The 16,539-nt window shown below is 35.6% G+C and carries 12 protein-coding genes; 5 read left to right on the top strand and 7 right to left on the bottom strand.

All coding sequences use genetic code 11. The features are described from left to right. Nucleotides 1–444: 444 nt before the first annotated feature. On the bottom strand, nt 445–2,166 hold the full coding sequence (bicA, locus tag VKJ25_RS19610) for a bicarbonate transporter BicA (protein ID WP_324238326.1): 1,722 nt from the start codon (nt 2,164–2,166) through the stop codon (nt 445–447). A 517-nt stretch (nt 2,167–2,683) separates the two neighbouring features. Here bicA and VKJ25_RS19605 point away from each other — a divergent pair. Both VKJ25_RS19605 and VKJ25_RS19600 read left to right on the top strand, forming a co-directional pair. Further along, on the top strand, nt 2,684–3,607 hold the full coding sequence (locus tag VKJ25_RS19605; protein WP_324238325.1) for a LysR family transcriptional regulator: 924 nt from the start codon (nt 2,684–2,686) through the stop codon (nt 3,605–3,607). A gap of 490 nt (nt 3,608–4,097) precedes the next feature. Continuing rightward, on the top strand, nt 4,098–6,149 hold the full coding sequence (locus VKJ25_RS19600) for a cation:proton antiporter (RefSeq protein WP_324238324.1): 2,052 nt from the start codon (nt 4,098–4,100) through the stop codon (nt 6,147–6,149). A gap of 550 nt (nt 6,150–6,699) precedes the next feature. On the opposite strand, the gene VKJ25_RS19595 is transcribed toward VKJ25_RS19600, so the two are convergent. After that, nucleotides 6,700–8,148 carry a mechanosensitive ion channel domain-containing protein gene (locus VKJ25_RS19595; RefSeq protein WP_324238323.1) on the bottom strand — a complete coding sequence of 483 codons (1,449 nt, stop codon included), beginning with the start codon at nt 8,146–8,148 and terminating at the stop codon, nt 6,700–6,702. Nucleotides 8,149–8,689: 541 nt separating this feature from the next. Continuing rightward, the gene (locus tag VKJ25_RS19590; protein ID WP_324238322.1) at nt 8,690–10,024 is read right to left on the bottom strand and encodes an S-layer homology domain-containing protein; all 1,335 of its coding nucleotides are present in this window, start codon (nt 10,022–10,024) and stop codon (nt 8,690–8,692) included. Nucleotides 10,025–10,100: 76 nt separating this feature from the next. Here VKJ25_RS19590 and VKJ25_RS19585 point away from each other — a divergent pair, with 76 nt between their 5' ends. The 3 genes from VKJ25_RS19585 to VKJ25_RS19575 all read left to right on the top strand — a co-directional run bounded on the left by VKJ25_RS19585 (nt 10,101) and on the right by VKJ25_RS19575 (nt 12,297). Beyond that, on the top strand, nt 10,101–10,838 hold the full coding sequence (locus VKJ25_RS19585; RefSeq protein WP_324238321.1) for a glycerophosphodiester phosphodiesterase: 738 nt from the start codon (nt 10,101–10,103) through the stop codon (nt 10,836–10,838). A gap of 218 nt (nt 10,839–11,056) precedes the next feature. Then, nucleotides 11,057–11,926 (top strand): EamA family transporter, encoded by an 870-nt coding sequence (locus tag VKJ25_RS19580; protein WP_324238320.1) that lies wholly within the window; start codon nt 11,057–11,059, stop codon nt 11,924–11,926. 113 nt (nt 11,927–12,039) lie between these two features. Next, complete coding sequence (locus VKJ25_RS19575) at nt 12,040–12,297, top strand: hypothetical protein (protein WP_324238319.1); 258 nt, start codon at nt 12,040–12,042, stop codon at nt 12,295–12,297. Nucleotides 12,298–12,501: 204 nt separating this feature from the next. Here the strand turns inward: VKJ25_RS19575 and VKJ25_RS19570 are convergent, their stop codons facing one another. The 4 genes from VKJ25_RS19570 to trpE all read right to left on the bottom strand — a co-directional run bounded on the left by VKJ25_RS19570 (nt 12,502) and on the right by trpE (nt 16,232). Next, nucleotides 12,502–13,836 carry an aromatic ring-hydroxylating dioxygenase subunit alpha gene (locus VKJ25_RS19570; protein ID WP_324238318.1) on the bottom strand — a complete coding sequence of 445 codons (1,335 nt, stop codon included), beginning with the start codon at nt 13,834–13,836 and terminating at the stop codon, nt 12,502–12,504. Nucleotides 13,837–13,912: 76 nt separating this feature from the next. Next, entirely contained in the window at nt 13,913–14,050 is a 138-nt protein-coding gene (locus tag VKJ25_RS19565) for a hypothetical protein (RefSeq protein WP_324238317.1), read from the bottom strand. 132 nt (nt 14,051–14,182) lie between these two features. Continuing rightward, complete coding sequence (locus VKJ25_RS19560) at nt 14,183–14,365, bottom strand: hypothetical protein (protein WP_324238316.1); 183 nt, start codon at nt 14,363–14,365, stop codon at nt 14,183–14,185. A 319-nt stretch (nt 14,366–14,684) separates the two neighbouring features. Further along, complete coding sequence (trpE, locus tag VKJ25_RS19555; protein WP_324238315.1) at nt 14,685–16,232, bottom strand: anthranilate synthase component I; 1,548 nt, start codon at nt 16,230–16,232, stop codon at nt 14,685–14,687. Between the last annotated feature and the right edge of the window lie 307 nt (nt 16,233–16,539).

Genomic DNA, 16,539 nt, shown 5'->3' with positions numbered 1-16,539 from the left:
CAATGATTGAAGTAATAAAATAATGTATCATAGGCGATCGCTAAAGTGCAATAAGCGCTAGATATAGTGCTTAAAACCCCATACGCAATAGTTTTTGAACTCTATATATTATATATAGTAGCTTTGCCTAAGTCTCGATCTATATCTTATCCAGAAATTATGAATTATATAGAATCCGGTTACAAGTGTATATGTTCATAATTTTATCTACACTTTAATCACCTCATCACCCTATCACCCACAACTATATAACGAGTATTCAACCGGATTTTTATTACTTCTTCCTATTGCCTATTGCCCCCATACCTCTTTTCTGGAGAAGTATAGTTGAATAAAAATATTGTAGGGGCGAATGCTATTCACCCCTACACTCAGAAAACCAAAGCGATCGCCTGTTTCTGATTTTTAATCTTTAGTCAAACCTGTTATCTTTTTTGAATACTTCTATTTAATCAGAGTATCTATTGGAGATTGACTTTGAGTTCCATTAAGAACAGCACTATTAACACTAATATCAGAAGTAACTAAACTCACAGCTTTAACCAATGCTTGCTTTCGATCCATCAATTGATTTTGTGAAGGTACAATATTCAAAACTCCCAATTTTTCTAACCGTCGTTTTACACTTCCAGCAGCACCAACAACGAATACTGCACGACCTGTATCAAGAGTTTCTTGAATCGCATTTTCTATTGCTAGAGCAGAAGTTACACCCATGTGAGGTACTTCACTCAAATCTACAATCAAGACTTCATAGTTATTCAAAAGTGTGTGCTGACGAGAAATAGCTTTAGAAACACCAAATATCATCGGACCACTCAAATGGAACAGTAAAATTCGACCTTCAGCACGATCTAATAATTCTTTCTCATCATTATCCAAGATAATTGCATCATCAGCATCAGTGATAGCTTTAACATCTTCAGATTTGAGCTGAGTCAAGCGATCAATAGTCAGAACATTAGCAATAAATACCCCAATACCTACAGCAGCAATCAAGTCAACAAATACAGTTAGACCAATCACAACGTACATAATAATTGCCGATTTCCAGGAGATATTATGGGCACGCTTGAGGAAACCCCAGTCAATAATTTTAATCCCAACTTGGAGAGCAATACCTGCTAAAACAGCCATCGGGATTTGTGCTGTTAAACTACCAGCTCCCAAAACTACCACCATCAAAATTACAGCACGAGTGATACCTGATAAAGCAGTACGAGCGCCTGTATTGATATTAACAACAGTACCCATAGTTGCACCAGCACCAGCAATACCACCAAACAAACCCGAAGCTAAGTTACCTAAACCTTGACCAATCAATTCTTTATCAGAATCGTGTTGAGTCCGAGTTAAACTGTCAGCAACGACAGAAGTTAATAGAGCATCAATACAACCAAGCATTGCTAATACTACAGCATCAACTACCATTAACTGTAACTGTTCCGGAGTAAAGTAAGGTAAGTGTAAGCTAGGAAGACCACTAGGAATTTCACCAATGCGACGAATTTCAGTACCTGAGAACAATACAACGGAAATCACGGTTCCAACTACTAATGCTACTAATGGTGCTGGAACAATTTTCTTGAGTTTAGCTGGCATGGTGAACAGGATAACTACTGTCAGAACTGCTAAACCTGTTTCTATGGGATTAATATTCGTTAAAAGTTCGGGAATATTCTGGATTGTTCCAACTACACCACCCTTCGGACTAGCTTGTCCGAGAAACGGACCTATTTGCAGGATAATCAGAATGAGACCGATGCCTGACATGAAGCCAGAAACCACATTGTAAGGCATCATGGTAATGTATTTACCCAACTTTAATAAACCAAAACCAATTTGGAATAAACCAGCTAGCATTACTACTGTGAAAGCCATTGCCATGCCATTTTCTGGGTTGGAAGCGGTTAGGTGAGCAATCACCGCAGTCATTACTACGGTCATTGGTCCGGTGGGTTCGGAAATTAGAGTTGGAGTACCTCCAAACAGTGCGGCGAATAAACCAACTAATACGGCACCGTATAAACCAGCAGCAGGTCCGGCACCAGAGGCAACACCGAAGGCGAGTGCCATAGGGAGAGCGATAACAGCAGCAGTTAAACCACCGAACATATCGCCCTTAACGTTTCTGAAATTGATTTTGTTAAATACTTGCGTAGCCATTGTTTTATATTATTGTTATCTTCTTTTTTTTATTAGGTAGCTAAGGACTTCAATCCTTGGCTAATAGCTGAAGTCATCTCAAGATGACTACAAATGTCGTGCTTTGTCTTTTTGTATTGTGGTTAATTAATCCCACCTCATATTAACCATACACCCGATGGCTCCCCAAGGATTGAAATCCTTGGCTGATAGCTGAAGTCATCTCAAGATGACTACAAATGTCGCGCCCTATCTTTTTGTATTTCGGTTAATTAATGCAACCTGATGTTAACCATATACCCGATGGCTGGCCAAGGATTTTAATCCTTGGCTGATAGCTGAGTCATCTCAAGATGACTACAAATGTCACGCCCTGTTCTATTTAATTTAGTCAATGTAGTTTTTATTAACTATTGACTTTAGTCTATGTTAAGAATTATGATAAAAATTAATCAAGAATGCAATACCTAATAGTTTGCAATTACTTATATAAGTCTTAAGTTTTTCTTTATATTTCTGATTATTGGAGGAAAAGTCCTTGATTCAGGCAACTTTACATCAGTTAAGAGTGTTTCGGACAGTAGCTAGTTATGGTAGCTTTACTAAAGCTGCTGAAGAATTATTCATTACCCAACCCACTGTCTCAAGTCAAATGAAGCAGCTCACCCAGACAGTAGGGATGCCTTTATTTGAGCAAATAGGTAAACAACTTTACTTAACTGACATTGGTCAAGAATTATTGGCTACTTGTCAGGAAGTATTTGGACAACTAGATCGCTTTGAAATGTTAGTTGCCGATAGTAAAGGTACAAAACAAGGAAAGTTAAGTTTAGCCGTGGTGACAACTGCTAAATATTTTGTTCCTAGAATCTTAGGTTATTTCTGCCAAAAATATCCCAAAATTGATGTTGCTCTAGAAGTAACAAACCATCAACAGATCGCTAGGCGAATGTTGGAAAACCAAGACGATCTATATATAATGAGTCAACCACCAGAAGATATTCCTTTATGTAGAGAACCGATAATGGATAATCCCTTGGTTTTAGTGGCTAACAAAAATCATCCCTTGGCAAAGCAGAAAAATATACCAATTAAACGTCTCATAAATGAAGCTTTTATTATGCGAGAACAGGGTTCTGGTACGCGCAAAGCAGTACAACAACTTTTTGCTAAACACAAAATTTCTGTGAACGTGCGTTTAGAACTTAATTGTAATGAGGCGATTAAACAAGCGATCGCCGGTGGGTTAGGAATTTCTGTTTTGTCGGAACATACCTTATATAGTCAAGGTTCTGAGTTGGAACTTACTACTTTAGAAGTTAAAGGTTTTCCCATTCAGCGACAGTGGTATATATCCTATTTAGATGGGAAACAATTATCAGTTATAGCGCAAGCATTTTTGGAATACATTCAAGAATATACTCAAAAAAAGGATGTTAGTTCCCATCTTGTTAGTCAATAATATTACTAGAGTAGGGAGTAGGGAGTAGGGAGTAAGGGAGTAAGGGAGTAGGGAGTAGGGAGTAAGGGAGTAGGGGTAATATATTGTCAGGATTGATTTTATTAGGACTTATGCAAAGAAACCCGGTTTTTACGGTAAATTATTGTTTTTGACAATAAACATCCTGGAGAAACCGGGTTTCTGGGTTCACATGGCTTTAGTCCAAAGACTGTTAAAATTAGGACTTACGCAGGGAAGCTATATGTAGCTTCAAAAACTATTGCACAATAGTTTTTTAAATCTATAGGTAGTACCTTTGCGTAAGTCCTGAAATTTCAAGGTTAAAAAAAAGGCAAAAATTACGGTAGTGGTGCATTGTAATGGTCGTGCATTTTCATTACCTTGATTAGGAGGCACAGTGAGAGCATCTTGCTGCGACATTAGGTATTCCTTATTTCCTGTATATCATTACTATGCAGGACTACCATTAATTATCAATTATTGAACAGATATGCTACAATTTTTACCAGATACTCCTATCGTTCCATTTACTATTCTTTTAGCAGTCATCTTAACTGTACCGCCAATTTTTGAGCGTTTGCGTCTTCCTGGGTTAGTAGGTTTATTGGTTGCTGGAGTTATTTTAGGACCCAGTGGGATTCAACTTCTAACTTCTGACGATCAGGCAATGAAATTATTCACAGAAATAGGCAAAATATATTTAATGTTCGTTGCCGGACTAGAAATTGATCTCGCTGAGTTCCGGAAAACTAAAGAACGTTCCCTGGGTTTTGGCATGGCTACCTTTGCACTACCGCTCATTGGTGGTCTTCTCTTAGGGAAAATATTTGGCTTTGGTTGGAACTCTTCTGTTCTCATTGGTTCTTTACTTGCTTCCCATACTTTGTTAGGTTTTCCCATTGTGAACCGCTTAGGGGTAGTAAGTAATGAAGCTGTGACTGTCACCATCGGTGCAACAATTTTTACAGATATTGCTGCATTGTTAGTATTAGCAATTTGTGTATCAATTCATGCTGGAGAATTTTCTGTAGCTAGTTTAAGCGTACAGTTAATCGCTTTAGGATTATATTCAGTCGGAGTATTATTCGGTTTAGACTCAGTAGGAAGACAATATTTCCGGCGCACTGGAGACCAAGAAAGCAATCAATTTTTGTTTATTTTGTTAGCAGTATTTTTGGCATCAGTTGGTGCAGAGTTAATCAATGTTGATAAAATTATAGGTGCATTTTTAGCAGGTTTAGCAGTTAACGATCTCGTAGGTACAGGTCCAGTCAAGGAAAAAATTGAATTTGTTGGTAGCACCCTATTTATACCTTTTTTCTTTGTGGGTATGGGTTTACTTTTAGATATACAAGCATTTATAGAAAGTCTCACCAACAACTTTGCACTAACTCTGGGAATAGTAGTTGCTTTAGTAGGAAGTAAATTCTTAGCAGCAGCGATCGCTAAAATTATTTACCGTTATAGTTGGAATCAAGCTTTTACTATGTGGTCTCTATCAATACCACAAGTAGCAGCAACCCTAGCAGCAGCATTAGTTGGTTTCAATGTGGGATTAATTTCTGAATCAGTATTCAATAGTATTATAGTTTTAATGTTAGTGACATCTATTTTGGGACCTTTGATGACTACTATATTTGCTAGTCGGTTGCCACTACCTCAAATAGATATCAAAACTGACAAGATAATAAGTAAACAAAAATATGCTGAAGATGGTAAAGTCGATCCTTTTACTGTATTAGTTCCAGTAAATAATCGCCTCACAGTAATATATTTAGTGGAAATGGCAGCACTTTTAGCTCGTCATCAATCAGGATTTATTATCCCATTATCTATTGTCCAAGCTCATGTTCACATGGATGAGATAGAACTAGATAGTGCCATGCGCATGAATCGGCGTTTACTGAATCGTGCTGTGGAGATCAGTAAAGAATTTCAGGTTGAAGCTCAACCTGATATTAGAATTGATGATGATATTGCGGAAGGAATAAGTCGCACCGCAAAAGAGAAAAATGCCGATCTCATTGTTATGGGATGGAGTGAAATAGGTGGTTTGCGTTCGCGTTTATTTGGCAATATTATTAACAATGTGTTTGGCTCTTGTCACTGTCCGGTAGCTGTAATGCGTTTGTTAGATGAACCGACTAATATTCGTGTGATCTTAGTTCCTCTGAAGCATATAACGCCACAAACTTTGCAAGAAATTACTTTTTCCCTAATGTTTGCAGATACAAATCAAGGGGAAGTAACATTTCTCCATGTTTGCGATCCGAGAACTGCTGAACAACAGATGAATGATTTTGAATCTCAGTTATCGACTATAATTTATCAGTCAGGTTTTCAGGTGAAAACAGAAATTAAAACAGTTCGCCATGATGATGCTTCCCGTGTGATTACCCAAGAATCAAAATATGTTGATTTAGTTATTTTGCGTTCGATTCGCCGTCGTACTGCTGGTGGGTTAGCAGTTAGTAATATTACTATGGAAGTAATCCAAAATTTAACTTGTTCCATGCTATTGTTTGGTTCAACAAATAGCTGAGAAGCAGGAAGAAGTGTAACGCACCAAGACTCTATATATAGCGCCTTTGTGTAAATCCTGATCATGTCATGTTCGGATGTCGCTTACAATCGACTGGAACGGAGTGCAAGGAAGCAATCTCGTTTGAGGTATCTCTTCCATCTATTCCATCTATATCCTAATCATAACTATTTAACCGAACATGATATAACCAGGACTTACGCAAAGCAACGCAATTTTTCCGATACGAACGACAGCGTTTCGCTCCGCGACATGAATGGGTCCCATTCCGGACTGATAGCAATCTCAAATGCCTAAAACTCCTTCATCATCGCTTTAGTCCTGATAACTTCAAGAATCTGCTATAAAAATTTTTTTTGGGAAATGTGAATTATAAAAAATGGACAAAGGTGGTTTTTCATCTTCCTTCCCCCTTCTTTCTCTGTTATGCACTGGAAACAGAAACCGGGTTTCTAGGTCTCACCCCACTGTAGAGTTGAATGCCGATTAGTTGAAAAGGGAAGCGATCGCTATTACTTCTTCCTCCTTTTTCCCTCTTCCTAATTCCTAATTAATTCAAATTAAACAAATTCTTGAGACGGTTTCTTACCCAAACCAGAATATTTTTATCATATTCTTGTGCATCAACTAACCCCATTTCCCTTAGCTCATTTTGACGTTCCAATAATTCCTCTTGATGTTTACCAAACTCTTGTACTATTACCTCTGCTAATTCTGGATTTTCATGCAACATTTTTTCAAAGCCTTTTTTATGAATTGCAAATAAAATAGTATCTTCAATTGCCCTCACAGAAGCCGTCCGAGGAATACCTAACATTAAAGATAATTCTCCGAAAAATTTTCCCGCTTTAAGAGTAATCAAATGCTTATTAATTTTTTCCACAAAAACCTCTACAGAACCAGAAAGAATAATATAAAAAGTATCACCAGGTTCTCCTTCATGGAATAAAAAATCTAATCGTTTGAGACGTTTTCTATATCCTACTTCAATTAGTTTTCTTAACTCCAAATTAGTAAAATTTTCAAAATAAGTAACTTGCTTTAATAAATCTCTAGCTGATAAAGGTTTATCAGATATAGACTCATAGTTTTTTAACCCGTGAAGAATAGTATTTGGAGATGATTCTGAATTTTTAGAATGCGGTGGATGGTGAAAATAAATATTAAAATGATCCCAAGGAACTAAAACACCTTGTTTATCCAAATTATGCTGAATTGAAAATCGTAAAGAACTCATATAAAGCGGTTCATTATAGATTTCATTTACCCATGCCCATAATTGAAATCTAAAAGCATTATCTTCAAAACCTAAAAACAAAACTTTTGGATGAGGTTCTCGTAATACTGCTGGTTCCATATAAGCTGCCATTAAAATAGCTTCCGTAACTAATACTGGGTCACTATCATCAGAAACAAAAACATCAACTTCAATTCTGCCTTGAAAATTATCGTAAGTTAAATTATGTATTTTCCCTTCTATTAACATACCATTAGGAATAATCACATGACTATCCTGTAAAGTTCTAATTCTGGTTGAACGTAAACCAATTTCTTCCACAAAACCTAAATCATTCTCTAATTGAATAAAATCTCCTATTTTAATCGGTCTTTCTATTAATACATTCAAACCACTAATAAAGTTTTTTGTAATATTCTGAAAACCTAAACCAATACCGACACCCAAACCCCCAGCTAAAACTGCTAATGAAGAAACATTAAAACCTTGGGTTTGGAGAATAACTAATATTCCTAAACTGCTAATTCCATAGCTAAAAATTGTTGATATTGCTTCTCGATTAGCTTTATCTATACCTAGTTTTACTAACAATACTTTGGTGAGTAAATTTTTGAATATTCTACCTAAAAGCAGGGCTATAATTAAATATATACTTAATTGAAAAAGTAAACTTAAAGATATATTAGTATCTCCTATATAGAGTAGAGGAGTTGTAAACAATTGACCTAGATTTACTAATAATTTTTCTATTGATTCCAGCATATAGCAATCTTATTTTTGCTTTTAGGGAACAGGGAACAGTTCAATAATTAATAATTAATTATTACCTCTGGTTAAAATCGAGATATATTAGGCAAGGGGCGGAAACCTGATTTCATTATTCATTAATTTCTCACCCGCCCCCCATTACCACGCACTCTCTAATGGGGCGGGTTTATGTAAACCTTAGATTAGCCATGAAAAATTCTTGCTAAAACCCGCCCCTACCCCATGCACTATTTTGTGAAACACCCCAGTAGTCAGCAGACACAACTAAAATCCTGCATTCAGGAATCAGGTTCTGTAGGAGCGGGTTACGGTTCCCGAAAAATTACAAGTGAGTTAATGAGTCTTCACCAGTAAGTTAGCTAAACCCGTCCCCCATTACCACGCACCCTCTAATGGGGCGGGTTTATGTAAACCTTAGATTAGCTATGAAAATTCTTGCTAAAATCCGCCCCTACCCCATGCACCATTTTAGGTGAAACAATCCACTAACAATAGCGTTCATGGGTAAGTCCTAATCAAAAAAAGATAATTAATTCTACTTTTTAGGAATTACAATATATTCAGACACAACCTGTTCTTCTTCCCCTAATTTTACTAAAGCTTGATAAAGAATTGCTGCAACTTCAGCACGAGTAGCAGGTTGGTTGGGATTCAAACTTGTCACATTTGGATAGTTAACTACTAATCCAGCAGCAGTAGCTGCAGCTACTTTTTCTTTAGCCCAATTAGGAATTTCTTCCTTGTCTTTATAAATACTTAAAACCTCATCAGAATTAGATGGAATTTCCAGATTTAAACCAGTAACTAAAGAAACTAAAACTTGTACTTTTGATACTTGTTGATCTGGGCGAAAAACATTCCCTGGATACCCACTTAAAAAACCAGATTCAGTCGCTATTTGAATGTCATTTTTAGCTGTTGAATTTTCCTTTACATCTTCATAATTAAGTGATTTTCTAGTTGATTTTTCTTCAACTACTTGCAAAACGTGACTAGCAAATTCTGCTCTGGTTACAGGTTTATCTGGTTCATATTTACCACTATTAATCTGACTAATAATATCCTGTTCTGCTAAAGAGTAAATAAAATTACCTGCCCAAAAACTATCAGGAACATCAGAAAATTTAATCACCTCAGTAGGAGTTTCTACCTTTGGAGATTCAGGAATATCCGTAGCTTTAGACTTAGGAGTTTCTACCTTTGGAGATTCAGGAATATCCGTAGCTTTAGACTTAGGAGTTTCCACCTTTGGAGATTCAGGAATATCCGTAGCTTGGGGTGAACTTGTAGTTGGACTAGGAATAAGAGGTGCTACAGGTATAATCTCAGTTACGATTGGAGAATCTTGAACTTCTGGTGATGCAGTAGGTAAAGATTCCGATAATCTTCTAGTAATTTCTAATTGTGCTAAATCATCACTAACTTCTGGAACAGCTTTTCGATTAGTTCTTTTTGTTGGTTTATCCAATTCAACTATTTCAGTTTCTACCTCAACTTCTCCTAACTTCTTAACACTATCAGTAATAGGGGGCAAAGTACCTAAACTTTGTCCTAATTCTGGAATAGTTAGAGGTGTTTGAGCAATACTTAATACTGACTTATCAGTAGGAGTTGGAAGTTCAGTACCTAAATTAAAAATTGACTTCTCAGTAGTAATATTAGGACCATCAACAGTTTCAGGTAGAGATGTAGAAAGCATGGGATTAGAAAGTAGATTAAACCCGCTATTTTCTCTAGTTGTTGCCCAGAAAAATATACTGCCAAAAGCTGCTAAGGCTACAAATATGGCAATCCACTCATCAAATTTCACTGGCTTTGGCCCTGATGGTGGTTCTATTCCTGATGGTGGTTCTATTGGTGTATTTGTCATGTCTATTCTATTTAGAGTAACAATTATAGATTAGACTAACTTATTAAACCTTAATTATCACAAAAAATAAAATCTAATGACTACTCAACCATTAATTATTGCTCACCGGGGCGCATCTGGCTTGGTGAAATTTGACAATACTTTAGAATCTTTTGCCAAAGCTATTGAGTTAGGGGTTTCAATGGTAGAGTTTGATGTTAGAAAAACTCAGGACAATTTATTTGTTGCTTTTCACGATGAGTCAATTGATGGCAGAAAACTTAGTGATTTGACTTATCAACAACTTTTAGATATTTCACGACCAAAAGGTTTGGAAATTCCATTAGTAGAAGATGTGCTGAAGTTGTGTCAAGGAAAAATTAAACTTGATATTGAATTGAAAGAAGCTGGATATGAAATGGGGATAATTAATTTAGTCAAAAAATATTTAGATTATCAAGATTATGTAATTAAATCTTTTATTGATGCAGCAATTATTGTTATTAAAAAGATTGATAATAAAATTACAACTGGGTTGCTATTAGGATTGGGAAATCCTCAAAATTTAATTGTTACTCAATTATCAGAAATTTTTCCAGAATTTCGTTTGTTTACAACTAAAGCTGATTTTGTTTCTCCTAATTATCGGTTAATGAAATTAGGTTTTGCAGCCCGAATGAAATTTATGAATAAGAATATTTATGTTTGGACAGTTAATGATCAAAAATTAATGGCTGAAGTTGTGAAACAAGGAGCATTTGCATTAATTACAGATAGACCAGATTTAGCTTTGAAGTTATTTTATTTTAGGGAACACTTAACTGGGAACACTTAACTGGGAATAGGTATGGAGGGAATAGGGAACAGATAAAAGTTTCAGATTTAGGTTGGGTTGTTCCCGTTAGGGTTGCGTTTGCCTTTGCCTAGCATCCCTAACGGGAAGCATTCCGCAGGAAACCATGGCACCTGAAATCCAACAATAATATTTCTCCCCCACTCCCCCACTCCCCTACTCCTTAAAAAAGAAACCCTAATTAAACAGGAAAACAATTAATGCTTTGGTTTTTTTTAGCCATTTCAGTAGCTTCTCTTCAATCTGTTAAAGATGTTTATAACAAGACACAACTTAAAAATTTTGATGAATATATTACTACATGTAGTCTAGCATTTTTCACCTCTTTATTTTTGAGTCCCCTATTATTTTTAATTGGCATTCCTCAGTTAGGAAATAATTTTTGGTTTGCTCTCTTAGTAACTGGTTTATTAGACGCGATCGCCTACACCTTTTATCTTAGAGCTATTAAAATTTCTGACTTATCAATTATTGCTCCCATCACTACTTTTAGCCCTTTATTTTTGTTAATAACTTCTCCATTAATCGTGGGAGAATTTCCTCAACCACTCGGTATAATTGGAGTATTATTAATTGTCATAGGTTCCTATCTATTAAATCTGAGACAAAAACAACAAGGATATTTAGCTCCTTTTCAAGCAATAATTACTGATGAAGGTTCACGACTAGCCTTATTAGTTGCTTTTGTTTGGAGTATTAGTGCTAACTTTGATAAAGTAGGAGTACAAAATTCTTCTCCTATTTTTTGGGTGGTTTGTGTATTTTTCACCGTATCAATTTTGCTATTACCAATTGTTTTATATAAATCCCATCATAATCTATCCAAACTTAAAACTGGTGGCTGGAAATTAATAATATATGGTATGATTAATTCTGTAGCAATGGGATGTCAAATGGTAGCCATAAATTTAACTTTTGTTGCCTATGTAATTTCAGTCAAAAGAACCAGTGCATTATTTAGCGTATTTTTAGGAAAAATAATTCTTAAAGAAAAAGGTATTAAAGAAAGATTATTAGGAGCTGCAATTATGGTATCAGGAGTATTTTTAATTACTATTTCTCAACGTTAATTAATTCAAAATTCAAAAGTCAAAAGTAAGAATTATAGAACTTTTGAGGATGGTGAGGTACAGTTAATCTCTACTGTAACACAGCCTTCTAGGCTGTAAAAAGCAGGATACTTGTGTTACTAAAATTACTAAATAAAGAAGAAGTAGGGGCGAACGGCCGTTTGCTTCCCATACTTCGTAACGCCCCTAAAACGCAGGAAAAACCTTATTATGGCGGTAGAGATTTCCCCAATTTTTACACTAACGATACCAACGAACATGATACAATGAAAAGCTTGACTTTTTATCAAGGTATAGTAGGGAAGAGGGAACAGGGAACAGTTGTTCAAGTCTTTCCGTGGTCTTTGATTAATCATCAGTCCACGTCCTAATCGCCTTGTCCGTTGCTATAAATGAAAATATATACCCTATTTGTAGAAGCGTTAGCGGAGCTTTGCGGAGCGCAAATCCCATTCGCCCCCTACAAATAGGGTGTTGTGTTGTCTAAGAATTTGCGTAAGTCCTGAGAATCTGAGGAGGGTGGAAAAAGTAGAAATATCCCAAAACCATCTTCTTACTGCCTCAAAAATATAAATTCATTTTTTAGCATGAATATAATCAACAAAGTAAAATTGAGGAATTAACCACATTTTCAACCAACCATAAATTCCCATTCCTAAAAGTGCTGTAATTACTAAAGGTAAACCTATTTGCATCCTTAAACTATCTGGAAAAACAGACACTCCAGAAACAATAACTATGAAATAAATTACAAGTAAAAATTGTAATCTTTGTAGATTTTTTAAGGTCTGGCGACAACTACTACAATGCTGAGTATGTTGTTGATAACGATCCAATAGTACAGCATGATTATTATTTATTAAAGAATTATTTACATCACTAACTCCCACCTCATTCCAAGGTAATTTACCACCACAATATTTATCAAACCAATTTCTATACTCAATTACTAAACGGTCTGCAGTTGTAGGTAAATTATAAGCTATTTTCCAACTTTCACTTGATTGTTTTTGTTTCAGTAAATACTCCTGCTGATTCAATAAAACCATATCACCATCAAGGATCAAACTCCGCTCTCCAATATGATCCCACCAACGGGGTGTCAACCGATGAATTGTTTTAGCAAAGTTCCTCGTAAACTGAGCAACAATTCTAGATTTTCCAGGAGATACTGGCAAACAATAAGTTACAAGTCCTAATTTTTTCTCAGCACTACCAATACTAATTGCATATTCTAAATGACAAGGAGGTTCAAAAGTAATTTTCGTAGGTAAATCTTTTCTCGAAATAGAAACTTCGATTAAATCAATAGTTGATTGTAAAATCTCCATTGGTATTGGTATTGCTTTGTTTCTATTACCCTGTACTCCGTGATGAGAAAAAGGAACATGGCTAGGATCGGCGACATTTTCTACTAAAATTTCCCAATCATATTCTAGATCGCGGACATAAGAAGACCAGACAAAACCTTTCTCAGCATCTATTTGTGGTGATAATGGCAAAGGTGTAGTCGCAGCTAACTCTGCTGTTTTGGCATCAGGCCAAACCCAAAGTAAATCATTTTTCTCCTGTACTGGCAAGGCAGTTACACAGAAATTTTGCCGATTTTTTTCTATTATTTGTTTATTTTCAGCTTGGGGAATATGAGTACAAATACCATCAGAATCAAATTGCCAACCATGATAACTACACATTAAATTACCAGTTTTCTCATCAACACGACCTTCGCTTAAAGGTGCTAGACGATGAGGACAAACATCTAAAAATACCTGGTAATTTTCAGAATATCTTGGTTTCCAAATTACTAAACGCATTCCCAATAGAGTTACGGGAACAGGAATTTCTGGGTCAAGGTCTTCCACAGGTGAAAGAGGATACCAATGTTGGAAAAAGTTAAATTCAGTTTGCATTTGATTTTTTCTCCTAGTTCAAATTTCTTATTTGCGATAAATTTGGGGTAATTGTTAATAATAAAAAAAGACTCTTTTATTTTGCCAATAGAGCATATCCTTCAGGGCAGTCAACTGAGTCTCCATTAACAATGGGAAAGTCTTTTGAGAAATCTACACTATGCCCCGCACTAGCTTCACAAATTAAACAATAAAATTTATTTTTACTTGACATAGATGGAACTCCTACAAAAGTAGATAGATTAGATTCTTTTGGTTCTGCATAAGTAGCAGAAATATTGTCATTTTGATTATCTTTAATTGAGCCGAAATAATAGTATTTAGCCTCACTTTTAGAACGATTAGGTTACTTATACATTTTTCCCCTCTCTAAGTAATAATTTTCTTGAGCCTTACAAACTATTGTTAATCCATCAATAGCTTCCTGAGTTTTACTTTCTTCTGAATCTGATACATAACCGAGAATATGAAGCATTAGTGTAGGCAAGATGAAAGACAGAAATATCCATCTTCCTGCTTTATTTTTCACTATTAAAGTTAATAACTAACCTCTCCAATATAATTCTCTGTAATATATTCCAGAGGAATTTCCATAAATTTATAATACTATTCATCTGTTTTTTTATGCTTTCATTTTGTTTGTTATTATTTATTTAAACATCCAGCTATTAGCTGTCAGCTAATAGCAATAAAAAGCTTAATCTTAAGGAGGATATTTAAGTGAATAAAAAAACTGAAATCTGAATTTTTTACAGATCAAATTATTTAATCATAAAGCTTTTATCTCAAAGTAAAATAAATAGCTAACCGCTAAATGCTTGCTTTATTATAATTATATTTTCTACTCCCTAATCTTTCTTTTCATCACTTTTTAAACACCTAATTGCCTCCAATAAACCTCTAGCTTTATTAATAGTTTCCTCATACTCTGTTTCCGGTACAGAATCTGCAACTAAACCAGCTCCAGCTTGTACAATTACAGTATGTTTGCCATCATTTTTCGGTTTCACAACCATCGTCCTAATACTAATAGCACTATTCAACTGCCCCTCAAAATCATAATATCCATAAACCCCAGAATAAACCCCTCGTCGAGAAAATTCCAATTCATTAATAATCTCCATCGCTCGAATTTTTGGCGCACCGCTCACAGTACCCGCAGGAAAACAAGCTTTCAATACATCCCAAGCAGTTTGCTCTTCTGCCAACTCTCCCACCACATTACTTACAATGTGCATCACATGAGAATAACGTTCAATCACCATTAACTTATCAACTTTTACCGTTCCCACTCGACAAACTCGCCCCAAATCATTCCGACCTAAATCAACTAACATAATATGTTCCGCTCTCTCTTTCGGATCCTGTAACAACTCCTCAGCTAAAGCATTATCTTCTGCATAAGTGTTACCACGACGACGAGTACCAGCAAGAGGTCTCAAAGTTGCCAAGTGTTTCCCATCGGGTGCTGTTTCTACTTTTACCATGATTTCTGGACTCGAACCAATAATTTGCCAATCACCAAAATTAAAATATGCCATATATGGAGAAGGGTTTATTAATCTTAGGGAACGATACAGAGCAAAAGGTTTTCCCGTATATTCAGCAGAAAGTTGTTGGGAAATAACTACCTGAAAAATATCTCCTGCTTTGATATATTCTTTAGCTTTCTCAACGTTGGCACAAAATTCTGCACGAGGTGTGTTGCTAGTATATATATCACTAACTTCTTTATCCTTTTTTCTAGGTGGTTGCCATTCTAGCAAAGTATTTTCTCGCGATAAGGGAGACTGTAGTTTTTCTACTAACTGAGAAACGCGATCGCAAGTTTGTTGATATACTACTTCTAAGTCTACCTTTGGAGAACTAATATCTGCGTAAGCGATCGCCCAAATTTTCCGCTTCACCTGGTCAAAAATCAACAAATTATCTACCTGCATCCACAAACCATCAGGCAAATCATTTTCGGTAGCTGGATAAACATTAACACGAGGTTCGATCCACTTAATTAGTTCATAACCCCAATACCCAAATAAACCACCAATATTAGGAGGTAGTTGGGGTAATTTTACAGGATGATATGGTTTAATACATTTATCTAGAATCTCAAAAGGGTCGCCCTCAAAAGTTTTAACTGTGCCATCCCGGTAAGTTTGGGTAGTTTGGTTCCCTCTTGCTACCAATATCCACAATGGATCGCAACCAAGAAAACTATAACGTCCGATTTTTTCCCCACCTTCAACTGATTCTAGTAAAAAATTGTAGGGTTGAGCAGCGCAAACCCGATACCAAGCAGATACAGGAGTATCAAGGTCTGCTACCCATTCTTGAAACACAGGAATAAAATTACCTTGTTTTGCTAGTTGGGAAAATTGGGAGAAATCTGGAAATATCATAAATTTTATAGTTTTTAGATCGGTTTGGATACCAAACCCACACCATTAAATTTTACAACCTATTTAGGATACAGGGAAAACAAAGATAACTTTACCTCACGAGCTTGAGAAATGCTATGTAAAAAAATCTATCATTTATCAAGAAATTATTTCTAAAGTCCTTTTTTCTTCTTACTTTTTTCTTCTTACTTTTTCCTTCTTACTTTTTCCTTCTTACTTTTTCCTTCTTACTTTTTCCTTCTTACTTTTTCCTTCTTACTTTTTCCTTCTTACTTTTTCCTTCTTACTTTTTCCTTCTTACTTTTTC

The sequence above is a fragment of the Okeania sp. genome, from assembly GCF_035285525.1.
Classification (GTDB): Bacteria; Cyanobacteriota; Cyanobacteriia; order Cyanobacteriales; family Microcoleaceae; genus Trichodesmium.
The sequence above is the reverse complement of the archived record's forward strand: the minus strand, read 5'-3'. Positions and strand labels throughout refer to the sequence as shown.